Origin of the sequence: Embleya sp. NPDC056575, assembly GCF_042793325.1 — a bacterium.
Taxonomy (GTDB): domain Bacteria; phylum Actinomycetota; class Actinomycetes; order Streptomycetales; family Streptomycetaceae; genus Embleya.
The window spans coordinates 14,971-39,984 of the sequence record NZ_JBHTVA010000057.1; the positions used below are offsets into that span (position 1 = coordinate 14,971).

General features: G+C 72.3%; 22 protein-coding genes. 7 read left to right on the forward strand and 15 right to left on the reverse strand.

Features of this window, described 5'->3' with window-relative positions; all coding sequences use genetic code 11:
• Positions 1 to 52: 52 nt before the first annotated feature.
• The 5 genes from ACFRCG_RS34930 to ACFRCG_RS34950 all read right to left on the reverse strand — a co-directional run bounded on the left by ACFRCG_RS34930 (position 53) and on the right by ACFRCG_RS34950 (position 5,311).
• The gene (locus ACFRCG_RS34930; protein WP_380038994.1) at positions 53 to 928 is read right to left on the reverse strand and encodes an ATP-binding cassette domain-containing protein; all 876 of its coding nucleotides are present in this window, start codon (positions 926 to 928) and stop codon (positions 53 to 55) included.
• Positions 925 to 2,043 (reverse strand): ABC transporter permease, encoded by a 1,119-nt coding sequence (locus ACFRCG_RS34935; RefSeq protein ID WP_380038997.1) that lies wholly within the window; start codon positions 2,041 to 2,043, stop codon positions 925 to 927. Before ACFRCG_RS34935 ends, ACFRCG_RS34930 begins: the two co-directional genes overlap by 4 nt.
• Positions 2,040 to 3,035, reverse strand: a complete 996-nt coding sequence (locus ACFRCG_RS34940) for a sugar ABC transporter substrate-binding protein (RefSeq protein ID WP_380039000.1) — start codon at positions 3,033 to 3,035, stop codon at positions 2,040 to 2,042. Before ACFRCG_RS34940 ends, ACFRCG_RS34935 begins: the two co-directional genes overlap by 4 nt.
• Positions 3,036 to 3,248: 213 nt before the next feature.
• Positions 3,249 to 4,136: a TIM barrel protein gene (locus ACFRCG_RS34945; RefSeq protein ID WP_380039002.1), complete on the reverse strand. Its 888-nt coding sequence runs from the start codon at positions 4,134 to 4,136 to the stop codon at positions 3,249 to 3,251.
• Complete coding sequence (locus ACFRCG_RS34950; protein WP_380039100.1) at positions 4,133 to 5,311, reverse strand: Gfo/Idh/MocA family oxidoreductase; 1,179 nt, start codon at positions 5,309 to 5,311, stop codon at positions 4,133 to 4,135. Before ACFRCG_RS34950 ends, ACFRCG_RS34945 begins: the two co-directional genes overlap by 4 nt.
• A gap of 397 nt (positions 5,312 to 5,708) precedes the next feature.
• On the opposite strand from ACFRCG_RS34950, the gene ACFRCG_RS34955 reads away from it, so the two are divergent.
• Positions 5,709 to 6,710, forward strand: a complete 1,002-nt coding sequence (locus tag ACFRCG_RS34955; protein WP_380039005.1) for a LacI family DNA-binding transcriptional regulator — start codon at positions 5,709 to 5,711, stop codon at positions 6,708 to 6,710.
• A 317-nt stretch (positions 6,711 to 7,027) separates the two neighbouring features.
• A complete protein-coding gene (locus ACFRCG_RS34960) occupies positions 7,028 to 7,567 on the forward strand; it encodes a DUF1772 domain-containing protein (protein WP_380039007.1) in 540 nt (179 codons plus the stop codon).
• Positions 7,568 to 7,917: 350 nt separating this feature from the next.
• Here ACFRCG_RS34960 and ACFRCG_RS34965 read toward each other — a convergent pair whose 3' ends face one another.
• The 3 genes from ACFRCG_RS34965 to ACFRCG_RS34975 form a co-directional block, all read right to left on the reverse strand.
• Positions 7,918 to 8,703 carry a 3-oxoacyl-ACP reductase gene (locus ACFRCG_RS34965; protein ID WP_078981401.1) on the reverse strand — a complete coding sequence of 262 codons (786 nt, stop codon included), beginning with the start codon at positions 8,701 to 8,703 and terminating at the stop codon, positions 7,918 to 7,920.
• Positions 8,704 to 10,056: an aldehyde dehydrogenase family protein gene (locus tag ACFRCG_RS34970; RefSeq protein ID WP_380039102.1), complete on the reverse strand. Its 1,353-nt coding sequence runs from the start codon at positions 10,054 to 10,056 to the stop codon at positions 8,704 to 8,706. It abuts the gene before it with no gap.
• A 71-nt stretch (positions 10,057 to 10,127) separates the two neighbouring features.
• Positions 10,128 to 11,495, reverse strand: coding sequence for a glutamine synthetase family protein (locus tag ACFRCG_RS34975; protein ID WP_380039009.1), 1,368 nt, complete (start codon positions 11,493 to 11,495; stop codon positions 10,128 to 10,130).
• An 83-nt stretch (positions 11,496 to 11,578) separates the two neighbouring features.
• Here ACFRCG_RS34975 and ACFRCG_RS34980 point away from each other — a divergent pair, with 83 nt between their 5' ends.
• The 3 genes from ACFRCG_RS34980 to ACFRCG_RS34990 all read left to right on the forward strand — a co-directional run bounded on the left by ACFRCG_RS34980 (position 11,579) and on the right by ACFRCG_RS34990 (position 15,000).
• On the forward strand, positions 11,579 to 12,322 hold the full coding sequence (locus ACFRCG_RS34980; protein WP_380039011.1) for a FadR/GntR family transcriptional regulator: 744 nt from the start codon (positions 11,579 to 11,581) through the stop codon (positions 12,320 to 12,322).
• 319 nt (positions 12,323 to 12,641) lie between these two features.
• Positions 12,642 to 14,123, forward strand: coding sequence for an ethanolamine permease (gene eat, locus ACFRCG_RS34985; RefSeq protein ID WP_380039104.1), 1,482 nt, complete (start codon positions 12,642 to 12,644; stop codon positions 14,121 to 14,123).
• Positions 14,124 to 14,220: 97 nt separating this feature from the next.
• Positions 14,221 to 15,000, forward strand: a complete 780-nt coding sequence (locus ACFRCG_RS34990) for a gamma-glutamyl-gamma-aminobutyrate hydrolase family protein (protein WP_380039013.1) — start codon at positions 14,221 to 14,223, stop codon at positions 14,998 to 15,000.
• A 3-nt stretch (positions 15,001 to 15,003) separates the two neighbouring features.
• Here the strand turns inward: ACFRCG_RS34990 and ACFRCG_RS34995 are convergent, their stop codons facing one another.
• The 5 genes from ACFRCG_RS34995 to ACFRCG_RS35015 all read right to left on the reverse strand — a co-directional run bounded on the left by ACFRCG_RS34995 (position 15,004) and on the right by ACFRCG_RS35015 (position 20,775).
• Entirely contained in the window at positions 15,004 to 15,819 is an 816-nt protein-coding gene (locus tag ACFRCG_RS34995) for a hypothetical protein (RefSeq protein WP_380039015.1), read from the reverse strand.
• 84 nt (positions 15,820 to 15,903) lie between these two features.
• Positions 15,904 to 16,875 (reverse strand): hypothetical protein, encoded by a 972-nt coding sequence (locus ACFRCG_RS35000; protein ID WP_380039017.1) that lies wholly within the window; start codon positions 16,873 to 16,875, stop codon positions 15,904 to 15,906.
• Positions 16,868 to 17,059, reverse strand: coding sequence for a hypothetical protein (locus tag ACFRCG_RS35005; protein WP_078981407.1), 192 nt, complete (start codon positions 17,057 to 17,059; stop codon positions 16,868 to 16,870). Before ACFRCG_RS35005 ends, ACFRCG_RS35000 begins: the two co-directional genes overlap by 8 nt.
• 233 nt (positions 17,060 to 17,292) lie before the next feature.
• On the reverse strand, positions 17,293 to 19,299 hold the full coding sequence (locus ACFRCG_RS35010; RefSeq protein WP_380039019.1) for a phosphocholine-specific phospholipase C: 2,007 nt from the start codon (positions 19,297 to 19,299) through the stop codon (positions 17,293 to 17,295).
• Between the two features lie 39 nt (positions 19,300 to 19,338).
• On the reverse strand, positions 19,339 to 20,775 hold the full coding sequence (locus ACFRCG_RS35015) for a hypothetical protein (protein ID WP_380039022.1): 1,437 nt from the start codon (positions 20,773 to 20,775) through the stop codon (positions 19,339 to 19,341).
• A gap of 768 nt (positions 20,776 to 21,543) precedes the next feature.
• Between ACFRCG_RS35015 and ACFRCG_RS35020 the strand changes: the two genes are divergently transcribed.
• The gene (locus tag ACFRCG_RS35020) at positions 21,544 to 21,951 is read left to right on the forward strand and encodes a DUF2267 domain-containing protein (RefSeq protein WP_380039106.1); all 408 of its coding nucleotides are present in this window, start codon (positions 21,544 to 21,546) and stop codon (positions 21,949 to 21,951) included.
• 269 nt (positions 21,952 to 22,220) lie between these two features.
• Here ACFRCG_RS35020 and ACFRCG_RS35025 read toward each other — a convergent pair whose 3' ends face one another.
• Positions 22,221 to 22,667: a MarR family winged helix-turn-helix transcriptional regulator gene (locus ACFRCG_RS35025; RefSeq protein WP_380039024.1), complete on the reverse strand. Its 447-nt coding sequence runs from the start codon at positions 22,665 to 22,667 to the stop codon at positions 22,221 to 22,223.
• Positions 22,668 to 22,841: 174 nt separating this feature from the next.
• On the opposite strand from ACFRCG_RS35025, the gene ACFRCG_RS35030 reads away from it, so the two are divergent.
• Entirely contained in the window at positions 22,842 to 23,252 is a 411-nt protein-coding gene (locus ACFRCG_RS35030) for a RidA family protein (protein WP_380039026.1), read from the forward strand.
• Positions 23,253 to 23,480: 228 nt separating this feature from the next.
• On the opposite strand, the gene ACFRCG_RS35035 is transcribed toward ACFRCG_RS35030, so the two are convergent.
• Positions 23,481 to 24,917, reverse strand: coding sequence for an amidase (locus ACFRCG_RS35035; protein ID WP_380039028.1), 1,437 nt, complete (start codon positions 24,915 to 24,917; stop codon positions 23,481 to 23,483).
• Between the last annotated feature and the right edge of the window lie 97 nt (positions 24,918 to 25,014).

The window sequence follows — 25,014 nt, forward strand, 5'->3', positions numbered from 1 at the left end:
TCCCACGCCCCCGCCATGGCTTCGTGCGCCACCGTCACTTCCCGCACGCCCGTCATGCCTTGGCCCCCGAATGCAACTCGTGTGCCAGCGCCTCCAGTTCGGCGCCACCGGCCATCTGCCGGGTGAGTTCGGCCAGGGTGATCTCGTCCTTGGTGTAACTGCCCTGACTGCGCCCGCGGTTGAGCAGGAGGAACCGGTCCCCGACCGGGTGGGCGTGGTGCGGGTTGTGCGTGATGAACACGACGCCCAGACCCCGATCGCGCGCCCGGGCGATGTACCGCAGCACCGTCCCGGCCTGCTTGACGCCGAGCGCGGCGGTGGGCTCGTCCAGGATCAGCACCTTGGCGCCGAAGTGCACGGCCCGGGCGATCGCCACGCACTGCCGTTCGCCGCCGGAGAGCGTACCCACCGGCTGCTCCACGTCCCGCAGGTCGATGCCCATGTCGAGCAGCGCCCGGCGCGCCCCGGCGCGCGCCTGCGCGATGTCGAGCCGGGCGAAGGGCCCGCGTCCCTTGCGGGGTTCGGAGCCGAGGAAGAAATTGCGCCACACGCTCATCAGCGGCACCACGGCCAGGTCCTGGTAGACGGTGGCGATCCCCCGGTCCAGCGCCTGGCGGGGCGAGTGGAAGTGCACCGGCGCGCCCTCGACGAGGTATTCGCCGCTGTCGTTGGCGTGTACGCCGGCCAGGATCTTGATGAACGTCGACTTGCCCGCGCCGTTGTCCCCCAGGACACACGTGACTTCGCCGGCGTCGACCGAGGTGGACACGTCGTCGAGCGCGATCACATTGCCGAACCGCTTTCCCACACCTCGCAGTTCGAGCAGGTGCCCGGACCCGGCGCCGGCTCGGGTGGCACCCGAGGCGGGCGGGGCGGGGTTGTCCGGCGTGGTGCCGGTCGGCCGGGGTTCGGGAGTGGTGTTCGTCATCGGCGGGACCTTTCCGCGCGGCGCCGGAAGGAGTTGTTGACCAGCACGGCGGCGAGCAGCATCACCCCGAGGAAGAGCTGGAACCAGTCGCTGTTCCACTTCGCGTAGACGATGCCCTGCCGGGCCATGCCGAAGATGAGCGCGCCCAGGGCGGCGCCGATCGCCGACCCGTAGCCGCCGGTGAGCAGACAGCCGCCGATCACCGCCGCGATGATGTACTGGAATTCGAGCCCGATGCCCTGATTGGCCTGGACCGAGGTGTAGCGCAGGATGTTGATCGAGCCGACCAGCCAGCCGGCCGCGGCGGTGGTCATGAACAGCACGATCTTGGTCCGGTCCACCGGGACGCCGACGTTGCGCGCGCTCACCGGGGCGCCGCCGACGGCGTAGATCCAGTTGCCGAACCGGGTACGGGCCAGCACCCACGTGGCCAGCGCGGCCAGCAGCAGCCACCACAACACGGAGACCTGGATCTCGGTGCCGGCCACGGCCATCGTCGAGGCGAAGAACCGCCCGGCCGACTCGTAGCCGTCGGTGGCCCGCATCCCGCTGACCTGGACGCTGTTCGTCACATGCCGGGTGACCCCGAGGTTGAGGCCCTGAAGGGCCAGGAACGTGCCGAGCGTGATGATGAAGCTGGGCAGTCCGGTACGCACCACCAGCCAGCCGTTGAGCGCGCCGACGGCCAGGGCGAAGAGCAGGGACACCGCGAGCGCCGGCCAGACGGACCAGCCCGCGCGGGTGGCGAGCATGGCGGTGATCAGCGCGGTCGAGGCGGTCATCACCCCGGCGGACAGGTCGAATTCGCCGCCGATCATCAGCAGGGCCACGGCGACCGCCATGATCCCCAGGGTGGCCGAGTCGTCCAGCCAGGTCGCCGCGCCGGCGGCGGTGAAGAACCCGTCGGCGACGACCGAGAAGAACACCATGACCAGCACGGCGCCGATCAGCGAGCCCAACTCCGGCCGCACGAGCAGTCGGTGGGCCAGGCTCACCGGCGACACCCGCTCGTCGCCGGCGCGCGCGGGCCCGGGCGCCTCGGTGCCGGCGCCGCCGGAGACCCGTACCGACGGCGCGGGGCTGGGCGCGGGCTTCGACGGTGGAGTCGTGGTCATCTCGTCCCCCGCTGCGCGTATCCGGCCACCGCGTCGACGTTGTTCTTGTCGACGAATCCGGGACCGGTCAGGACCGGCTTGCCGCCGCCGACGGTGTTGGCGTTGTCCCGATACAGCTTGATCATCGTCACCGGCAGGTAGCCCTGAAGGTATTGCTGCTGGTCCACCGCGAAGACGATCTTGCCGCCCTTGATCGCGGTGACCACGTCGGGGTTGAGGTCGAACGTGGCGATCTGCGCCTTGGAGTTCGCGTCGCCGACCGCGCCGACGGTGACCGCGGCGACCTGCGGGTTGAGCGCGAGCACGGCGTCGATCGAGGAGTCGGACTGGAGCGCGCCGCGGATCCGGGCCTGGGTGTCGGTGGGGTTGCCGATGTCGACCTGGAGGGTCTGCGTCGCGCCGCCGAAGCCGGCCTTGGCGCCGTCGCATCTCTGGTTCAGGCCGATGTTGCCCGCCTCGTGGATGACGCACAACATCTTGGTCCGGCCCGCCTGCTTGAGCTTGGCGCCGGCCGCCTCGCCGGCGATCGACTCGTCCTGGCCGACGTGCGCGATCGCGCCGAACTCGGCGGACCGGCTCTGCCCCGAGTTGATGGTGATCACCGGGATGCCCTTGGCGGTGGCCGCCTTGATCGAGTTGGCCAGCGCGTCCGGGTTGGCCATCGAGACCACGATCCCGCCCACCCCCTGGGTGACCGCGTTGTCGATCAATCGGGCCTGGCCGGCCGGGTCGCCGTTGCCCTGGTACTGGACGTCGACGCCCAGCTTCCTGCCGGCGTCCTGCGCGCCGTTTTGCACGACGCTCCAGAACGCGTCACCGGCCGAGCCGTGGGTGATCACGGCCACCGTGTTGTTGCCCTTGGTCGCGACCGTCGGTGCGCTGTTCGCGGTGTTCTTGGCGTCCGGGTCCGAACCGGAGGGACTGCTGCAGGCGGCGAGGACGAGCGCGGACACGCCGAGGGCTGCGGCGAATCCGAGGGAACGTCGGGGCATCGAATACTCCTCGTCAGGACGTTCGGCAGGTTCGGGAGGTTCAGGAGGTTCGGGAGGTTCGGGGAGGGAGGTGATGAGGGTGAGGGTCGGGTGCGGCTCGGGTGCGTGGGCGACCGGGGGTGCTCGGCGTACCGGGCGCCCGGCCCGGTGGGTGTGTCGTACCCCGACCGGGCGACCGAATCCGTCCACCGCGCCACACCCGGCGCCCACCGGTCAGTTGCCGCGCAGGTGGGCCAGCCCGCGCGCGGTGTCCCGGCGCGGCAGGTCCGCGTCCGCCGGGTCGTCGCCGAGGCGCATGTCCTGTTCGAGGACGTACCAGTCCCGATAGCCCGCCGCGCGCAGCGTCGCCACTATCTCGGCGACCGGCACGTCGCCTTCGCCGATCGGGCGGTATATGCCGCGCCCGACCGCGTCGGCGTAGGTCAGCGCGCCGGACCGCACCAGGGCGGCGGTGTCCGCGTGTACGTCCTTCAGGTGCACGTGCCCGATCCGGTCGGGGTGGCGGCGGACCAGGTCGAGCGGGTCGGTGCCGCCGATCAGCAGGTGGCCGGTGTCCAGGCACAGCGGCAGGGTGCTGTCCCGGAGGAATCGCTCGACCTCCGCCGCGTTCTCCACGTGGGTGCCGACGTGCGGGTGCAGCGTGGCGCGCAGGCCGCGCTCGGCCGCGATCCGGGCGATCTCCTCGGCGCCGGCGATCAGTTGCCCCCATTGCGCGTCGGACAACTCGGGGCGGGTGTCGTAGCCGTCCAGGCCGGTGGCGGCGGCCAGCACCAATACCTCGCCGCCGGCCGCGGCGATCAGTTCGGCGGTGTGCGCGGCGGCGGTCAGCGTCTGCGCCAGCCGGTGCGGGTCGTGCAGGACGAGGGCGGCGAAGGAGCCGACCAGGGTCAGGCCGTGGCCGGCCAACACGCCCTTGAGCGCGGCGGGGTCGTCCGGCAGGTAGCCGGGCGGGCCCAGCTCGGTGGCGGTCAGGCCCAGGGCGGCCATCTCGCCGAGTACGGTGTCCACCGGGAGCATCGGACCCCAACCGGGCACCTCGCACACCCCCCACGTGATCGGCGCGCCGGCGAGCCGCAGGTCGGCTCCCGCGGGGGCGCTCACGACGCCGCCTCGCCGACCGCGGACACGGCCGGGTCGTCGGCCGGCGGGTCCGGGACCACCGGGCGCCCCTCGCGCCGCGACCGCTCGCAGGCCGCGGCCAGGATCAGGCTGCCCAGCGAGTCGCGCACCGGCGAGGGGTTGGCCATCCGCCCGGCGACCACCTCGACGAACACCCGCATCTCGTTGCCGTACGCCCGGGCGAAGCGCTCCGGGAAGCCCGGGTAGGCGTCCGGCCCGGCCTGCGGTCCGCCCTCCTCCAGGGAGGTCAGCGGGGTGCGCGGGTCCAGGCCCACCGCGAGCGACTGGGCCGAACCCAGTACCTCGATGCGGTGGTCGTATCCCGCCGGGTTGTGCCGCCCGCCGGTGAGCACCGCGTGCGCCCCGCCGGCGAAGCGCAGCATGACCACCGCGTTGTCCACGTCGTCGGCGTCCGCGAACGCCTGGTCGACCAGCACCGATCCGCCGGCGTACACCTCGACCACGGGCTCGCCGATCAGCCACGGCACCGCGTCCAGGTCGTGGATCAGCAGGTCGCGGAAGATCCCGCCGGACGCGGGCAGGTAGCCGAAGTCCGGCGGCGCGGCGTCCTGACCGACCGCGCGGACCAGGTAGGGCGTACCCACCTCACCCGCGTCCAGGCGCCGCTTCAGCTCGACCACCGCCGGGTCGAACCGGCGCTGGAAGCCGACCAGCACCGGCACCCCGCTCGCCTCCACCTCGGCGATCAGCGCGCGCATCGCCGGCACGTCGGAGGCGATCGGCTTCTCGCACAACGTCGGGACGCCGGCGGCGACGGTGCGGCGCACCATCTCCGGGTGGGTGTCGGTGGGCGTGGCGACCACGACCCCGTCCACCTCGCGGAGCAGGGTGTCGAGGTCGGCGACCGCCTCGGCGCCGATCTCCCGGGCGAGGGCGTCCGCGCGCCCCGGTTGGGGATCGAACAGGACGAGTTTGTCGACCGTCTCCAGGTCGGTGAGGTTGCGCGCGTGCATCGCGCCGATCCGCCCCACGCCTGCGACTCCGATACGCATCAGATTCATTTCTCCAGTGGGCAGGTGGAACTTGGCAGTCGAGCCGATCGAGGAGCCTCCCCGGGTCCGCCCGACGGAGCACTCCGTGCGTCGGCGCGCTCCACTTTTTGGAGCGCTCCAATCCGAGAACGCCCCAAGACTGATACTCGCCGTCCGAGCATGTCAAGGGTCACCCGCCACGTTCGCCGTACGTCGTCGACACACCAGGATCGGTGCGCATTACAGCCATTCGTCGGGTCGGCCGCCGCGACCCCGTCCCGACCGGAGTGGAGCGCTCCATTCTTTGGAGCGCTCCAAGCGTGTATCTTCGGTTCGGGTTGTCGGTCGGGAACCCGGTGTGACCGGGGTCCGGCCGCATGGGGATCGTGGGGATCACGGCGCCGAGGTTCGGATGCCGGGTGGACGGGGCGCGGTTGTGCGGGTCGCGCTCCCACCGTGACGTCGACGTCGTGGAGTCGTCGTCACGAGTCGACGCCACCGACCCGGCCGACGGCGCGCCGTCGGATCGACAACGCCGCTTCCGGGAGAAAGGTGAGCATCAGTGTCCGGTCCCACCCTCGAGGACGTCGCCGCCCGCGCCGGGGTCTCCCGCTCCCTCGTGTCGTTGGTGATGCGCGACTCGCCCAAGGTCAGCGAGGGCCGGCGGCAAGCCGTGCTCGCCGCCGCCCGCGAGTTGGGCTACCGCCCCAACCTCAACGCCCGCACGCTGGCCACCGGCAACAGCAGCACGCTCGGCGTGATGATCTCCGACCTGCACAACCCGTACTTCGCCGAGGTGGTCGACGGCGTCGAGGCCGCCGCGCACGACAACGGCATGGAGATCATCCTGGGCACCGGTGGCCGCCGGCCCGCGCACGAACGCCGCAGCGTCGAGCGCCTGCTCCAGTTCCGTCCCGCCGGCCTGCTCCTGCTCGGCCCCGTGGTGGAGACGGCGGCGATCGAGGAGGCCGCGTCCCAGGTGCCCACCGTCCTGGTCGCCCGCAGCGTGCGGGCGGGGCACGTGGACACGGTCAACGACGACGGCGCCACCGGATCGGCGCTGGCCGTCGAGCACCTGGCCGCGCTCGGCCACCGCGACATCGTGCACGTGGACGGCGGTGGCGGCTCGCAGTCGTCGGTCCGTCGCCGGGGCTACGAACAGGCGATGCGGCGACTGGCGTTGGGCCGCCACCTGCGCGTGGTGCCGAGCGAGTACACCGACATCGGCGGGGCCGCGGCCGCCCGCGCCCTCTTGGCCGGCGACGCGCTCCCGACCGCGATCGTCGCGGCCAACGACTTCAACGCGGTCGGCATCATCGGCGAACTGTCCGAGGCGGGCGTCCGGGTGCCCCAGGACGTGTCGGTGATCGGCTACGACAACACCCATCTGGCCGGGCTCCGGCACATCGGGCTGACCACGGTCAACCAGCCGAGGCAGGAGATGGGCCGGCTCGCCACCGAGACCCTGCTCCAGCGCCTGCGCGGCGAACGTACCCGGGCCGCCCGCCACCTCCTGCACCCCGAACTGGTCGTCCGCACCAGCACCGGCGCGCCGAGGAGTTGAGCGCTGACCGACTCTTCGCCGTGCCGGGTCCGCTCCGGTGCCACACCGGCGATCACGCGATCGGCCCCGGGCCGGGCCTGGTCCTGTTCGACCACGCCCCACGGTCGGGAGCGTGGTCGGCCCGACCCGGCGCGGCCGGCCGCCCGCGCCCCTCGTCGCATCGATAACCCCTGGGTTAACCCCGGTTCCGGGATCGGCCGTTGTTCGAAGCCGGCGTACCCGCGAATCTTGAGGTGTCGGAAGGAACGGCACGGCGGACCACCAGGGAAAGCCACCGCCCCGACGCCCAACACCTCATCGCCGCAAGGGAGTTCATCATGGCCGCCATCGACAACACGCTCGTCGCCGGTTCGAGTGCCAAGGCCCGCACCCGTGACACCGTCGGCCGCTGGCTCACCGCCGGCGCCGTCGCGAACACCCTGATGGCCGGCACCTACGTCGCGTTCTCCGCGATCGTCATGCCGTGGCTGGGCACCAAGGACGACGCCGGCTTCGTGACCACCATGCAGGACATCAACACCGGCATCGAGAACCCGCTGTTCTTCGCGGTCTTCACCGCCGCCATGGCCGCCCCCGCCGTCGCCGCCTGGAAGCTCCGCAGGCTCGGCGGCGGCACCGCCATGAAGTGGGCCCTCGCCGCCCTCGCCCTCTACACCACCACCGTCCTGACCACCTCCGGCATCAACGTCCCCCTCAACCAGATGCTCGCCCACGCCGGCAGCGCCGACCCCACCAAGACCCGCACCGACTTCGAGACCACCTGGAACATCTGGAACGGCATCCGCGCCGCCCTCTCCACCATCGCCGCCTACGCCTCGGTCAAGGCCGTCCGCCTGCACCGCCGCAACCGTGTCTGACCTCGGGCCGCACACAATCGACGGTGAACGCGCGAGTGTGGCGCACGCGTGTTCGGGCGCCGGCCGAACGGGTCACCGAGTGACCCCGGTACCCGAGCTGCGGCGCCGAAGCGCGGTCATGGTGGGCCAATGGACGATCACACCGTCACCGGACCGTGCGACGCATCGCACACGACCTGGTCCGCCGCACATTGTCGGACCGTTGCGGCCTCCGTTGTCGGCTCGGCAGCCGATTGCCGCCGACCGGTCGCGTACGGCGCGAACGATCGGCGGCGGCCAACCCGCGGGAGCGTCGGCGTGATCGCGCCCGCGGGTGCTCGTCGGCGGGTCGAACCCGCCCATGGGATGGGCTACATCGGGGTGACGTACGCCCCGGCGATGCCGCCGTCGACCAGGAATTCGGCCGCGTTCACGAACGACGCGTCGTCACTGGCCAGGAACGCGACCGCGGCGGCCAGTTCCTCGGGCTCGGCGAACCGGCCCACCGGGATGTGCACCAGGCGGCGCGCGGCCCGCTCGGGGTCCTTGGCGAACAACTCCTTCAGCAGCGGGGTGTTCACCGGTCCCGGGCACAGCGCGTTGACCCGGATGCCCTCGCGGGCGAACTGCACGCCCAACTCGCGCGACATCGCGAGCACGCCGCCCTTGGACGCGGTGTACGAGATCTGCGAGGTGGCCGCGCCCATCACCGCGACGAACGACGCGGTGTTGATGATCGAACCGCGGCCCTGCCGGCGCATGTACGGCAACGCGGCCTTGCAGCACAGGAACACCGAGGTCAGGTTGACCTCCTGGACCCGGCGCCAGGCGTCCAGGCCGGTGGTCAGGATCGAATCGTCGTCGGGCGGCGAGATGCCGGCGTTGTTGAACGCGACGTCCACCGAGCCGTAGGCGTCGAACGCGGCCTTGAACAGCGCCTCGACCTGTTCCTCGTTCGTCACGTCGACCCGGACGAACAGGCCGCCCACCTCGGCGGCGGCGGCCTTGCCCGACGCCTCGTCGATGTCGGCGCACACCACGTTGGCGCCCTCGGAGGCCAGTCGCCGGGCGGTGGCCAGGCCGATTCCGCTGCCCGCTCCCGTGACGACGGCGGTACGGCCGACCAGGCGGCGGCACACGGGGGTCTGCTCGGTCACTTAGTTCTCCTCGGTGCTGATGAACACGTTCTTCGTCTCGGTGAAGGCGACCAGGGCATCCGGGCCCAGTTCGCGGCCCAGACCCGATTGCCCGAACCCGCCGAAGGGGGTCGAATAGCGGACACTGCTGTGCGAGTTGACCGACAGGTTCCCGGCCCGAACGGCCCGCGAAACGCGCAGCGCGCGCCCGACGTCGCGGGTCCACAGGGATCCGGACAGGCCGTACGCGGTGGCGTTGGCGAGGCGTACCGCGTCGCCCTCGTCGTCGAACGGCAACACGACGGCCACCGGGCCGAAGATCTCCTCGACGGCGGTGCGGTCCGCCGCGGACTCCGGGGCGAGCACCGTGGCCGGATACCAGAAGCCCTTGCCGGCCGGCACCTCACCGCGGATCACGGCCGGCGCGTCCTCGCGCACATACGAGCGCACTCGCTCGCGGTGCGCCGCGGAGATCAACGGCCCCATGTGCGTGTCGGGGTCGTTCGGATCGCCGATCCGGAAGGCCCGTACCGCCGGTTCGAGCAGTTCCAGGAACCGGTCGTACACCGAACGCTGCACCAGGATCCGGGTGCGCGCACAGCAGTCCTGCCCGGAGTTGTCCAGGAATCCGCCGGGGGCGGCGGCCGCGGCGGCCTCGACGTCCGCGTCGGCGAAGACGATGTTCGGGCTCTTGCCGCCGAGTTCGAGGGTGATCCGCTTCAGCCCGGCGGCGCAGCGGGCCATGATGTCCTTGCCCACGGCCGTGGAGCCGGTGAACACCACCTTGGCCACACCCGGGTGCTCCACCAGGGCCCGTCCGGTCACCGGTCCCGCGCCCGGCAGCACCTGGAACAGTCCCTCCGGAAGCCCCGCCGCCAGGCCCAGTTCGGCCAGGCGCAGCGCGGTCAGCGGGGTGGTCTCGGCGGGCTTGAGCAGGACGGCGTTGCCGGCCGCGAGCGCCGGGGCCAGGGCCCAACCGGCGATCGGCATGGGGAAGTTCCACGGCGCGATCACCGCGACCACGCCGAGCGGTTCGTGGAAGGTGACGTCGAGGCCGCCGGCCACCGGGATCTGCCGGCCGTTCAACCGCTCGGCCCCGCCCGCGGCGTAGTCGAGCAGGTCGCGGACGTTGCCCGCCTCCCAGCGCGCGTTGCCGATCGGGTGGCCGGCCTCGCGGACCTCCAACCGGGCCAGTTCCTCGAGGTGTTCGTCCACCACGACGGCGAACCGGCGCAACACGCGGGCCCGGTCCCCGGGGGCGCGGGCCGCCCACTGTTCCGCGGCCCGGGCGGCGCGGACCACAGCCGCGTCCACCTCGGCGGCGGGCGTGGCCGCGACGGTGGCGACGATCTCCTCGGTGGTCGGGTCGATGATGTCGTGCTCGTGCGGCCCGTCCGACGCGAATCGGCCGTCGGGTGCCTGGTGTTCGGACAACGTTCCGATCCTCACATACGTTCGAAGGAGCGGAAGCGCTCCCAGTCGGTGACCGCGGTGTCGTACGCGTCCTGTTCGACCCGCGCCATGTGGAGGTAGTGCTCCACCACCTCCGTGCCGAAGGCGTCCCGGGCGATCGTGGACCCCGCCCACAACTCGGCGGCCTCGCGCAGCGTGCCCGGTACGTGCGGCGCGTCGCCGGTGTAGGCGTTGCCCGTGCACGCCTCGCCCGGATCCAGTTCGTGCTCGATGCCGTACAGACCGGCGGCGATCATCCCCGCGACCGCGAGGTAGGGGTTGACGTCGCCGCCCGGGAGGCGGTTCTCGAAGCGGTGCGCGTGGCCGTGTCCGACCACCCGCAGCGCACACGTACGGTTGTCCGGGCCCCACGCGACCGCGGTCGGCGCGAACGAGCCGGGACGGAAACGTTTGTACGAGTTGATGTTGGGGGCGTACAGCAGGGTGAACTCGCGCATCGCGGCCAACTGCCCGGCCAGGAAGTGCCGCATCGTCTTCGACATGCCGTAGGCGCCGGAGTCGTCCGCGAGCACGGGCCGGCCGGCCTCGTCGCGCAGGGACAGGTGGATGTGGCACGAGTTGCCCTCGCGCTCGTCGTACTTGGCCATGAAGGTGAGCGACATGCCCTCCTGCGCGGCGATCTCCTTGGCCCCGGTCTTGTAGACGGTGTGCTGGTCGCAGGTGACCAGTGCCTCGTCGTAGCGGAAGGCGATCTCGTGCTGGCCGAGGTTGCATTCACCCTTGGCCGACTCGACGGTCATCCCGGCCGCGCCCATCTCGTTGCGGATGCGGCGCAGCAGCGGTTCGACCCGGCCGGTGCCCAGGATCGAGTAGTCGACGTTGTACTGGTTGGCCGGCGTCATCCCGCGGTAGGCGCGGTCCCAGCCGGCTTCGTAGGTGTCCTTGAAGACGATGAACTCGAGTTCGGTGCCGGCGTGCGCCGTCCAGCCGCGTTCGGCGAGGCGGTCGAGTTGGCGGCGCAGGATCTGGCGCGGCGAGGCCACGACCGGGGAGCCGTCGTGCCACACGAGGTCCGCGGTCAGTTGGGCGGTGCCGGGGTGCCAGGGGGTGCGGCGCAGGGTGGCGAGGTCGGGGCGCAGCACGAAGTCGCCGTAGCCGCGCTCCCAGGACGACATCGCGTAGCCCGAGACGGTGTTCATGTCGGTGTCCACGGCGAGGAGGTAGTTGCAGCCCTCGGTGCCGTGGGAGAGCGTGTCGTCGAGGAAGAACCGGGCGGCGAAGCGCTTGCCCTGGAGCCTGCCCTGCATGTCGGTGAAGGCCAGGACTACCGTGTCGATTTCCCCGGTGTCGACGAGTGCGCGCAACTCGTCGACGGACAGCGGGGGCGTTCGGTCTGCCAAGGGAATGCCTCCTGTCGGTCCAACCGGAAGCCATAAGGTATGGCTGTGAACCATTGATTGGGAAGAGCTGGAGGGGAGGGATCGTGGCCGAGGGATCGGGGGCGGATCACCGGGACCGGTTGTCGCCGCTGCTGCGCCCGGTTCGCGCGGGCAATGGCTTCGAGGAGGCGCTGGAGCAGATTCTCCAGGTGATCCGGCTCGGCCTGGTCGCGGACGGCGGCCGGTTGCCGGCCGAGCGCGAGCTGGCCGATCGGCTGGGGGTCAGCCGGGTGACCCTGCGCGAGGTGCTGAAGGTACTGGCCGACCAGGGCATCGTGGAGAGCCGCCGGGGGCGCTACGGCGGCACCTTCGTGCGTGAGCGCCCGGGGCCGGTGGGTGACGGCTCGGCGGCCGAGCTGCGGCGGCGGATCGCGCGGGTGGACGTGGAGGACACACTGCGCTTTCGCGAGGTGCTGGAGGTGGGCGCGGCGGGGTTGTGCGCGGCGCAGGGCCTGGACGAGGCGCAGGCCGCGCGGTTGCGGGCGGCGCTCGACCGGACCCGGGACGCGCCGCTGGCGGAGTATCGGCGCTGCGACACGCTGCTGCATCTGACCCTCGCGGAGTTGTGCGGTTCGCCCTCGCTGGCCGCCCAGTACGCGGCGGTTAGGGCCACCGTGAACGATCTGTTGGACTGTATCCCGTTGCTGGTGCGCAATCTGGAGCATTCGCAACATCAGCACACCGCGCTGGTCGAGGCGATCCTGGAGGGCGACCCGGACGCCGCGGCCGAGGTGATGCGCGAACACTGCGCGGGAACGGCGGCCCTGCTGCGCGGTTTTCTGGCCTGACGGGGGACGGCGGGACGGCTTGGTCGAGGCCGACCGCGGGGCGCGTGAGGGTCTTCCGCGCCCGGCCGCATCGCCTCGCCGCGCATCCCGCGACACCCCTTGCCGCACCCGGCGACACACTTTCGGGCATCCCGCGGCGGCCCCGTGCGGCGTCGCGCGACGCCCGCTTTCGGGGCCGTCGGGCGTTTCGTGTGTCGATATCGATTCGCCCCGGGGTCTTGCGCCGCCCCGACCCGACCGGCAAAGGTATGCGCTCGAACCAATAATCACCCCTCCCCCTCACCCTCCCTCCCGTCAGGAGTGGCTCGTGGTCGACGACATGGCAGCGCGCACGAAGCAGGGCGGCGGCACCGACACGACCGCCGCGAGCGGCACGGCCGGCCCGGCCGGCCCGGCGGACGCCTACCTGGAGAAGCGCACCCTGCGCCGCGGCAGCGCCGGCTGGCTGTTGCTGACCGGCCTGGGTGTGGCCTACGTGGTCTCGGGCGACTTCTCCGGGTGGAACTACGGCCTGGCCGAGGCCGGCTTCGGCGGGCTGGCGATCGCCGCCGCGCTGATGGGCCTGATGTACACGTGCATGGTGTTCTCGCTGGCCGAGCTGGCCTCGATCCTGCCCGCGGCGGGCGGCGGCTACGGCTTCGCGCGCCGCGCCCTCGGCACCTGGGGCGGATTTTTGACCGGGACCGCGATCCTGATCGAGTACGTCCTGGCCCCGGCCGCGATCGTGATCTTCATCGGCGACTATGTGGAGTCGCTGAACCTGTTCGGCCTGGAGTCGTCGTGGCCGGTCTACCTCGCCTGCTTCGTGATCTTCATCGGCATCCACCTGTGGGGCGTCGGCGAGGCGCTGCGGTTCAGCTTCGTGGTGACCGGCATCGCGGTGGCCGCGCTGCTGATCTTCGCGGTCGGCGCGTTCACGGAGTTCGACGGTGGCGGGCTGAACGACATTCCGGTCGACCACGACGCGCTCGGCGCCAACTCGTGGCTGCCGTTCGGCCTGCTCGGCATCTGGTCGGCGTTCCCGTTCGGGATGTGGTTCTTCCTGGGTGTGGAGGGGGTGCCGCTGGCCGCCGAGGAGACGAAGGATCCGGCCCGTACGCTGCCCAAGGCGATGGGCCTGTCGATCGGCGTGTTGCTGCTGCTGGCCGTGCTCACCTTCCTGGCCGCGACCGGGGCGCACGGGTCCAACGCGGTCCTGGACGCGGGCAACCCGCTGGTGACCGCGCTCCAGGGCGACGGTGATCCGACCGTGCTGAGTCGGTTCGTCAACTACGCGGGTCTGGCCGGCCTGGTGGCCTCGTTCTTCTCGCTGATCTACGCCGGATCGCGGCAGCTGTTCGCCCTCTCCCGGGCGGGCTACCTGCCCCGTTTCCTGTCTCTGACCAGCCGCCGCAAGGCACCCTGGCTCGGCCTGGTGGTTCCGGGTGCGCTGGGCTTCACCCTGGCCGCCTGGAGCGGGGACGGCGCTCGGATGCTGAACATCGCGGTGTTCGGTGCGACAATCTCGTACGCGCTGATGTCGCTTTCGCACATCGTGCTCCGTCGTCGCGAGCCCGAGCTGCCCCGGCCGTATCGCACTCCCGGTGGCAGTCTCACCTCGTCGGTGGCCTTCGTGCTCGCCTGTTCCGCGCTGGTCGCGACTTTCCTGGTGGACAAGGAGGCGGCCTTCATCGCGTTGGCCGTCTACGCGGTCGCACTCGCGTACTTCGCGTTGTACAGCCGGCATCGCCTGGTGGCCAACGCACCGGAGGAGGAGTTCGCCGCGCTGGCCGCGGCCGAGGCCGAACTCGACCGGGACTGACTCCGACGCCCGTCCGCCCCCGACCGACCCGTCCCCGACCCCCACCGAACCCCGGCCCCCCACTCGCCGCGCACCGTGAGGAACCGAGCCACCCACCATGTCCAAGCCCCTGATCGGCATCAGCACCTACCACGAGGAATCCGTCCGCTGGGGCGCCTGGCACCAGCCCGCCGCCCTGGTCCCGCTCGACTACCCGACGTACTTCCGGCGTGCCGGCGGCCTGGCGGTCCTGCTGCCGCCGGACGAGCCCGAGGCGGCGGCCGAGACGGTGGCGCGGGTGGACGCGGTGGTGATCGCGGGCGGGCCGGACGTGCGGCCGGAGCGCTACGGCGCGCAGCCGCATCCGCGGACCGGGCCGGCCAACGACGCGCGCGACGTCTGGGAGATCGCGCTGATCGAGGCGGCCCTCGGGTCGAACACCCCGCTCCTGGGCATCTGCCGGGGCATGCAGCTGCTCAACGTGGTGCTCGGCGGCACGCTGATCCAGCACCTGCCGGACGTGGTCGGGCACGGCGAGCACTCCGGCCCGCCGGGAACGCCGGCCGCGCACGTGGTGGAACCGCTCCCCGGCACGCTGTTCGGGTCGCTGGGCGCGGAGCCGTACGAGGTGCCGACCTACCACCACCAGGCGGTGGACCGGCTCGGGGACGGGCTCGTGGTGGGCGCCCGGGCCCGCGACGGCATCGTGGAGGCCGTGGAGCTGCCGGGCGACGGCTTCGTGCTCGGCGTGCAGTGGCACCCCGAGGCGGGCCGGGACACGCGCGTCGCCGACGTCCTGGTCGCCGCCGCCCGCCGCCCGCACCTGGTGCCCGCCCGACGGTCCGAGGCGGCGCCGCACACCGCGACGATCGCCGATCTCCCCTCGCCGGTGGCCTGAGCCTCACAGGCCCTTGGCGCGCCGGGCCGGGTCGAGGGACATGGTCGCCTCGATCAGCGACTCCAGATCGGGATCCGCCCACGGCCGGGCGTCGACCAGCGGTGTGCGGCGCCGGCCGGTGGCGATGTCCGCCAGGATGTCGGCGGCGCCGACCCCGTCGCCGACCTGCCGGTCGGTGGCGGGCGGGCGACCGGTCCACGCGGCCCGGAACGAGGCGCCGAGGCTGTACACCTCGGCGGCGTCGCTGAGCTCGATGTGCTGGCCGGGCCCGGTGTCCAGGAGACGCCTGGCTATCTCGGGCGCGGTGGTCAGGTCCATGCCGCCCCGATAGGGCACCGACAGCGGGAGCAGGTCGGGATGCTGGGCGAGGTCGTGGTCGATGAACTCGATCTCGCCGCTCGGGGTGACCAGGATGTTCATCGGCTGGATGTCGCCGTGGTGCCAGCCCGCCGCGTGCAGCCGGGCCAGCCCCGCGAACGCCCGGTGCGCCAGAACCGGCAGGTGATGCGCCCGGCCGGGACCGCCGCGTCGGGCGGAGGCGCACCACTGCCACAGGGTCACCCCCGGCCGCCACTCCACCGCGGTCCACAACCCGGCGCCCACGTGCCCGTAGGTGCCCGAGACCGGATACAGCCCCTGCCCGCGCAACAGGGTCAGCGCCCGCGCCTCGTGACGCAGCGGGACGGCCTCCGCCGGGCTCTGCGCGGTCTTGATCCGCCACTGTCCCGCCCGCCAGGCGTTGGTGTGGTGCGCGGTCAGCGGACGCGGACGGTCGGCGATGCCGAGGGCGTCCAGCGCGGCGGCGAGCAGCGGATCCATTCCCCGATCTTCGCAGGCGCCCGGGACACCGTGGACGGCATGGGGGATGACGGCGGGTCTTCGGGTCACGCGGTGGGCGCGCGCTCAGCCGCGGACGGCGCGGAGGGGGGCGCTCGGTCGGCTGCGGCCGTGCCGCAGGGTGTGTGCGATCCGGGCGGATATCGGCAGCCCGGTCGCGCTCTCGATCCAGCCGAACTCGCCGACGCAGTTGGTCTCCAGGTAGGTCCAACCGGCGGCGGTGACCACGAAGTCCAGGGCGGCGTAGGTGAGTCCGAGATCGCGGACGTGCTCGACGCAGGCCCGCGCCAGGTGCGGCGGCGGGGTGATCACCCGGTGCTCGCACGCGTCCGCGGGCACGGAGCGCCAGTCCAGTTCGCCCTCGGTGCTGATCGCCGCGGCGAAGACCCGGTCGTCGACGACCGTCACCCGCGCGTCGAACAGCCGGTCCTCGACCAGGGCCTGGAGGTAGTGCAGGGTGCCGGCGATCCCGGACAAATCGTCGGAGAGCCGGATGCGCGTGGTCGGGATGAACGTGGTGTGCCGCTGGGTCAGCGCCTTGACCACGACCTTGTCCCGATGCGCGGCGATGAACGCGCGCGCGGCCTCGGGGTCGCTGGTGAACAGCGTGTCGGGCACGGTGAAGCCGCGCCGCGCGGCGGCCCGCAGCTGGGTGGGTTTGTGGCGCGATGCCTCGACCACGGTGGGATCGTCGATCCACACCTTCAGCGGCTGCGCGCGCAACAGGCCCAGCAGCGCGGTGGTGTTCTCGTCCGCCCGCCAGCGCTCCTCGGCGGGGGTCAGCGTGTCGGGGCGGGTGGGCTTGCGCCAGTAGACGGCGCAGTGTTCGTCCAGGGTCACCGTCGCGGTACCGGAACTCAGCACGGTGCGCCAGCGCCCGTCGCTGAAGTGCCCGGTGACCAGCGGCCGTTCGCGCATTCGCCCCGGATCCAGACGCAGGACGGCCGCCGGGCCGCCGAGGAGGTGAGCCGCCACCATGTCGGCGGTCAGGTCCTCCTCGGTGGCCACGATCACGACGCCCGCGCCGTGATCAGTCATCCTTCTTGTAACCCCGGGGTTCCTGCGTGCCGGTGTAGGTGCCGGAGTTCACCGCGTGGATCAGCAACTTCCCACCCGCGGTGACGTTGACGCACAGATCCGGGTCGTAGTGGTGACGGGGCAGCACGGGTGCCCCACCCATGGGAACCGGGGCCCTGCGGCCGAGGATCAAGGGACCGGTCATGGCCTCTCCTGACTGTGAATGGGCGACGACCCGAAACGGTGCGTCATGTTCATCAACGCTGAGACTGCCCCGATCAGTTGCACTCACAGCCAAAGAAGCCGACCGGGTTCCGGCTTCCGCCCCACTCCGCCCCGGCCACGCGCCGACCGTTTGCCCTCGATGTCCGCATCGAAAACGACCCGGAGCCGCCTGCCCCCGGGCCCGGCGCGTCCGGGTCCGGGGGAGGCGGTCGGTCAGTCGCGGTCGGAGGGGTGGACCGTGCCGGCGTAGCGGCGGGTGAAGCCGTCGGGGGCGGTGATCGTGATGTCGTAGCGGCCGTGTTCGTCGGTGGGCCAGGAGACCGAGTCGTGGGCCCTGGGCCCGATCCAGTGGTCGCGCGCGGTGCCGCCGAAGTCGTTCGGGGTGATGGTGAAGCGGACTTCCGTGTCGCCGTCGTTGCCCAGTCGCAGGTCGAGCCGCGCCGAGTCCGGCCGGTGCCCGCGCAGCGTGGCCCGAACCGACGGCACGGGGATGTCGCGCTGCGGCTCGCGCACCACGGTGCCGGCGAAGCGTCGCACGAAGCCGTCCGCCCCGTGCACGCTGAAGTCGTAGGCGCCGTCCGTGCCCGCCGCCTCCCACACGTACGTCGCGTTCCTGCCCGCCGGCACGGTGAACGGCGTCCCCGCGAACGGCAGCGCGATGTTGGGGAACACGGTGAAGTGGTAGCCCACCGTGCCCTCGTTGACCAGCGTGCACACCACCCGACCGGTGCCCCGGTCCACGGTGGCGTCCGCCCAGGGCCGATACGGCAGCGGCCGATGCGGCCGGTGGCCGGGTTCCTGGACCGGCACCTGCTGGGCGCCGGGCTCGGGCAACCGCACACCGGGCAGCGCCTTGGCCGCGTCCGCCTTGGCGATCAGCTCGTTCGTATCCGGCAGCGCCGGGATCGTGAAGTCGGGCCGGCCAAAGTCGAAGCACGAGGTCAGGTCGCCGCAGACGGTGCGCCGCCACGCGGATATGTTGGGCTCCGCGACCCCCGTCACCGTCTCCAGGAAGCGCAGCACCGACGTGTGGTCGGCCACCTGCGAGTTCACCCGCCCGCCCCGGCTCCACGGCGAGACCACCCACAGCGGCACCCGCGACCCGAGGCCGATCGGCCGCCCGCCGACGAACTCCTCGGGCGTGCCCGGCTCCGGCATCGGCGGCACCACGTGGTCGAAGTAGCCGTCGTTCTCGTCGTACATCAACAGGAACACGGTGTGCTTCCACACCTCGGGGTTGGCGAACATCGACCGCAGCGCCGTGTTCACCCAGTGCGCCCCGTAGTTCGGCCCGGCGTCGGGGTGTTCGCTGAACAGATACGGCGCGACCAGCCAGGAGACCGTCGGCAGGGTGCCGTCCTTGCAGTGCGCGTCGAACGCGCCCAGGTCCCACTTGGTCATCGCGTTCACATACCGCGGGTCGTCCTTGGCGAACGTGTGGAACTGCTTGAAGTACGACAGCCCGTTGTCGTCGTAGTCGCCGTAGCGCTCGTCCTTGCTCGGGTTGTGGTACACCCGCCAGCTCACCCCGGCGGCGGACAACCGCTCGGCGTAGGTCGTCCAGTCGGCGACCGGGTTGTCCGTCACGGGGGTGTTGTCGATCCACGGCCCCGTGGTGCCGTCCCGGCCGGGTCCCGCCGTGCCCGACCACAGGTAGAGCCGGTTCGGGTCGGTGGGCCCGTTGAGCGAGGTGAAGTACGCGTCGCAGACGGTGAACGCGTCGGCGAGGGCGTACTGGTACGGGATGTCCTCCCGGGTGAAGTAGCCCATCGACCGCTCGCCCTTGGCCGCCACCCAGCGGTTCTGCGCGCCGTTGTTGACCGCGGTGTGCCCGGTGGTCCAGTCGTGCGGGAGGCCGCCGGCGTTCTGCGCGTTGTACTTGGTGGAGTCCATCCGGTACGGCAGCAGATAGCCGCCGTCGGTGCGACCCGGGTGCGGCTGGCGGAAGACGTCGCCACCGCCCGGCAGGACCAGCCCCTGCCGGTCGGCGAAGCCCCGCACGCCCCCGAGGGCGCCGAAGTAGTGGTCGAAGCTGCGGTTCTCCTGCATCAGGATCACCACGTGGCGCACGTCCTTGATGCTGCCCGGCGCGGGCCGGCGGGCGGCGTCCACGGCCGGATCCGGATCCGCCTGCGCGGGCGTCGCGGTGAGACCCACCGCGCCGGCCGCGCCGACGGCCGCGGAGGCCCCCACGAAGGAGCGGCGGCTGAACTCGGTCATGGCGAAGCGACCTTTCGGGAAAGGGGAATTGACGGGCAGTCAGGCGCGGACGCCGAAGGTGGCCACGGCGGCGGCATGGTCGCTGGGCCAGCCGTTCGCGGCCGTGTCCGGGATCGGCTTGGGCCAGCCGGTGACCAGGATGTGCGCCTCGTCGGCGGACAGGGGTCCGGCCGTGTACAGCGCGTCGATCCGGTCCTGGGGCTGGGCCGGGTCCACCGGCGACCAGGTGTTGCCGGGCTCGCGGGCCGGGTCGCGGTGCGCCGCTCGGAAGACGTCGACGAGGCGGGCCTGGTCGAGCAGTTGGGTGACCGGCCAGCGCACCGGGCCCGTCGTGCCGTGGCTGCCGGCGGTCCGTACGGTCCAGTCCAGGTGCGAGGGCGAGGACAGCGCGGCGGCGAGCAGCACCGGGGTGTCCCGGGACGCGCCCAGGTCCGGGGCCATCGCGGTGACCAGGTTCTGTGCCTGGCGGTAGCGCAGGCTCGCCCACTCGGCCGCCTCCGCCTGCGCGGGGGTGCGCCCCCGCCGGATCCCGAGCGGCCCGTAGTCGCCCTCGTCCAGGCGCGCGTTCCACACCCGCACGGCACGCACGCCCGGCGCCCGCACCGTGGCCGCGATCGCGGGGAGATCACGATCCTCGGGCCGCGTGTCGGTGAGCGGATACCGGCTGATCAGCGCGAGCCCTCCCGGGTCCTCGTACACCGCCCACCCCAGCGCGTCGGCCAGCGAAGTACCCAGCGTGCCGCCGGTGTCCTGGAGCGCGAGCACGTCCAGGCCCTGGGTGAGCACGAGTCGGAGCAGCTTGGTGAGCGTGCCGTCCACGTGCCGGCCCCCGTCCCAGGCGTCGAGGGTGGCCACCTTCAACACGATGCCGCGCGGGTTGCGCCGCACCGGCACCTGGACGGCGAGCTGCGACGTGGCGCCGGTCGCGCCGTCGCGGCCCTCGACGGTGAGTACGCCGGGGTGGTGCGTGCCGGCGCGCGGGGCCTTCGCGATGACGGTGCCGTCGGCGCCGACGCTCAGCCAGTCGTCGCCGCCGCGGGCCCGGAACGTGACGCCCCGGCCGTTCTGTTGCCCGTCGGCCGCGGTCCACAGGCCGGCCAACCGCACCACGACCGCCTCCCCCGCCGCGACCGCCGAGGTGGTGAGGGTGTCGACGGCGAAATGGGGCCGCGGCGGCAGCGGCCGGGCCGCGAAGCCGAACGGCGCGCTCCGCGCGAGGATCGTGTAGCCGTCCTTGGCCAACAGGTAGGCGGTGTACGGCCCGTCGGTGAGCCCCTGGGTCTCCAGGGTCACCTCGCCCTCGGCGGCGGTGACGTACTTCCAGACCAGCGAACCCCCGTTGCCCGGCACGCGGGCGCCGTCGTACACCCCGACCCAGTTCTTCGGGTGCGGCGCGTCGGTGGCGAAGCGGAAGATCAGTTGATCACCCTCCTTCGGCGCGGTGGGGCGCACAAGGGTGAGCGAGCTCCCAGACATGTCGTCGATTCCTTTCCCGTACGGGGAGGTGGCAGTGGTACGAGGGGCATCCGGGTGGTGCGGCACACCGACTCGGGGAGACTCAGCCGAGAACGTTCCGGCAGGCGGCGCCGCGTAGGACCACCACTCGGCAATCGCACGCCGTGCCCGACCCGCGCCCGAGCGCGGCGGCGCGACCGGCGGGGACCGGTATGTCGCGGCCACGGGTGGTGGGCACGGAAGTACTCCAGGCAGAAGTCGAGTTGGCCAAACGGTTCGGCTCAGTAGGCCGGCGACCGATGTCCGGCACATGAACACCCGCGCACACCCGAACGAGCTTCACGGGAAGACCCGGCGCACCCGAGGGCCACCCGAACCCGCCGGCGAGGGCGGGCGGACGGTCACGTCCCGCCACCGAAGGCCACTCGGCGTGAATCCGCGGCCCGGGAAGACGACACCGGCCCGACGTCCGAGGATGGAATGCGTCCGATATGCCGTGAATGTTCGTGCCGGCGTCAGGTGGAGAGTTAAATAGATGGGGTCACCCCATGCGCGTCGCAGACCCGAGGAGGCGCGCGTATAACGACGCGCATCCGCACGCACCCGCTCTGTGAGCGGGAGCCCCGGAGGCGGTCGGCCCCGGGGTTTTCCCGAGCCCCCGGGCGCACCGCTCCCGCCCCGAGGCCGCGTGCGCCGACCCGGGCCGAAGAGCGGTCCGAGGCATCGCGCCCCGTGCTCGCCGGCGGCCCCGAGCACCGCAGACCGATAGGAAAAGAAGGTCCGATGCACATGCCGATGCGATGGGAACCATTCCTCGCGGCAGTCCGGGAACGGGGCGAATACTCCTCGCCCGAGGAGGCCGAACGCGCCGTCCGGGTCGTACTCGCGCTCCTGGGCGCCCACTTGGTCGGCGCCGAACGCGCCGAACTCGCCCCGCGGTTGCCGGAGACCTGCGCGCTGGTACTGCTCAACCCGCTCCCCGCGCACGAACCGCTCAGCGCGGAGCGCTTCGTCCGCGCGACCGGCGCCTGGATCGACGGCGCGACCGACGAGACCGCACTGTGGGACGTCGGGGCGGTGCTGAGCGTGGTGGCCGACGCCGCCGGCGAAGACCTGATGAACCGCCTGCTCCTGCAACTGCCACCGGGCTACGACATGCTCTTCGGCCGCCCTCGACCGGGCCGACCCCTCGAATGATCCAGCACGGACAAGACAAACGGACCACAGTCCGCCACGTTGAGCGGACCATGGTCCGAATACCGTTTCGGGCCTGCGCGCTCTCGGGGAGTCGTCATGGCACGAACGCGTACACGGGCACGGACTTGGACGGCGGCACGTCGGCGGCGGAGCCGGGCCCTCCTGGCCGTCCCGGCCCTCACCCCGGCCCTCGGCGTGGGCGGGACGAACTCCCGTACGACTTCCACCCGGCCGACTGACCCGCCACCGCCGACCGGGCCGAATACCCCTCAGACGCGGGCCAGTTCGGCATTCGCGTGCTCTGTGATCAGGGCCAGGACGCGGCCTGCGACGGCCAGGTCCTCGGGGGCGATGCCGGCGTAGACGCGGGCGGAGATCCCGGCGGTCTCGGCCGTGGTGGTGTCGTACAACGCGCGCCCGGCGTCGGTGAGCCGGAGCCGGGCCGCGTCCGCCGGGTCCGCCTCGACCAGCTTCGCGGCCACCAACTCCTCGACGACGCCGCGCACCACGGACTCGCGCTCCTTGAGCGAACCGGTCACCTCGCCGACGAGTTCGTCGCGACCGACGGGCCCGTCCGCGACGGCGACGACCCGCAGCGTGACGCTCTGGTGGAAGGTGACCCCGTGGCGGGCCAACACCCGCTCCAGCAGGGCCCGCCCGGCGTAGTGCGCCAGCGCGAGGGCGCGGGGGGTGACCGGGGGTGCGGTGGTGGTCATGGTCGCTCCTTGATGGGTGCTCCGCGGTGCCGACTTCGCCGGGCCGATGACAATTACCGTACATGGCTATCATGTCCATGGCTATTATCTTTCGACGGGCGACCTCCGCGGCCGAGCCACGACCGGTTCGAAAATCCGGTGCGCCCCCTCCGCCCGATCGCCAGACTCGCCCTCATGAGCACCGACATCACGCGCATCAACCCCGACGACCTGCACCCGACGCCCGGCTATCACCACATCGCGGTGGTGGAGGCCGGGCGAACGGCCTTCCTGTCCGGCCAGTGCCCGCTCGACCGATCCGGCGCGCTGGTGGGCCCGGACGATCTCGACGCGCAGATCGACCAGGTGGCCGCGAACGCGCTCGCCGCCCTCGGGGCGGTGAACGCCCGGCCGGAGCACGTCGTTCGCTCCGTCATCTATGTCGTCAGCGCCGACCGCGCGGTCCTCGGCGCCGCCTGGGCCCGCCTCACCGGCTCCGACCTCGGACCCGCGTTCACCACGGCGAGTACGCTCCTCGGCGTGGCGCAACTCGGCTTCGCGGGGCAGCTGGTCGAGGTCGAGCTCACGGCGGCGCTGCCCGCCTGAGCACGCCGCGCGGCGCGCTGTCGGGCCCGCTCCCGGACATACCCGGCGACTTCGGCGCCCGGCGGACCCCCGCGCCGTCCCGCGCGGGGGTCCGTCCCGACGCGATGCCGGACCCGCCGACCACGCTCCGGCTCGACCGGCAATTCCCTCGGCGCGGCGAACGTCCGGGGCTACGGCGGCGCCGGCATCGAACGCCGAGCCCCGCCGCGCCCCACGGCGCCGCCGTCGTCATCCCTCCGGCGGCCACGGCGCCTGCCGGGGCCACGGCGCGGCCTCCTCCAACTGCGCCGCCACCCGCAGCAGTTGCGCCTCGGCACCGAGCCGCCCGGTGAGCTGGATCGCCACCGGCAACCCGGCCTCGTCGAAGCCCGCCGGCACACTCGCCGACGGCAGTCCGGTCACGTTGAACACCGAGGTGAACCAGGTCATCTTCGCGGCGTGCGCGTACATGCTCGCCGGGTCGCTCGTGTCCAGCACACCGAGTTCGGGCACCGGCACGCCCAACGTCGGGCTCAGCCACACGTCGTACGCCTCGAAGAACGGCGCCACCTCCCGCCCGATCCGCACCACGGTCTGCAACGCCCGCACCAGATCCGGCCCCCGCATCGCCGCCGTGCGCTCGTGGATCACCCGGGTGAACGGCTCGATGTCGTCCTCTCGCAACTCCCGGCCCAGTTCGGCCAACCGGTCCTCGATCTGAGCGTGTGTCGCCGCCGCCATCACCTGCCCGAGCGCCTGCCCCGTGGCCGGTCCGTCCCACGCCGGCGCGGCCTCCTCGACCCGATGGCCCAGTTCGGCGAGCAGCGCCGCCGTACGCTCCACCGCGCGCACCGCCGCCGGGTGCGCGGCGAGCCCGTCCACGTTGGCCGTCGCGAACCCCACCCGCAGCCGGGTGGGTGCGGCGTCGAGCGCGGCCAGGAACGATCCGGCCGCCGGCGCGGGCAGGGCCGCGTACGGGTCGCCCGGCAGCGGTCCGGCGACCACGTCGAGCAGCGCGGCCGAGTCGCGGACCGTCCGGGTGACCGCGTGCGCGATCGACAGCGGGTAGGCCAGGGCGGACAGACCCTGGTCGTCGGGCACCCGGCCCCGCGACGGCTTGAGCCCGAACAGCCCGCAGCAGGCCGCCGGGATCCGGATCGAGCCGCCGCCGTCGTTGGCGTGCGCGGCCGGCAGGATGCCCCCGGCCACGGCGGCGGCCGAACCGCCGGAGGAGCCCCCGGTGGAGTGCGTGGTCCGCCAGGGGTTGTGCGAGGGGCCGTGCAGGAGCGGTTCGGTACTGGCGTTCTTGCCGAACTCGGGGCTGTTCGTCTTGCCGACCACGACGAGCCCGGCCCGCCGGTACCGCGTGGTCAGCGCACCGTCGCGCGCCGCGACCGCGTCGGCGAACAGCCGTGAACCCTGGCTGCTCACCATGCCGGCCACGTCGCAGCCGAGGTCCTTCACCGCGAACGGCACCCCTCGCAGCGGACCGTCGGGCAACTCCCCCGCCGCCTCCGCCCGGGCCGCGGCGACACGTGTCGACACGAACGCGCGCAGCGTCGGATCGCGCTCCTCGATCCGCCCCAGCACCGCATCGAGCAACTCCGCCGGCGACACCTCCCGCCGCCGAACAAGATCGGCCAGCCCCACGGCGTCGTGGTCGTCCAACAACTCACCGGTGTCCATCGCGCGCACCCTCGCTTCGCTTGACTCAATCCATCAACTGCATGATGCAATCAAGCAATCCGGAACACAACAACCACAACGAAGCCGATCGGCGCGG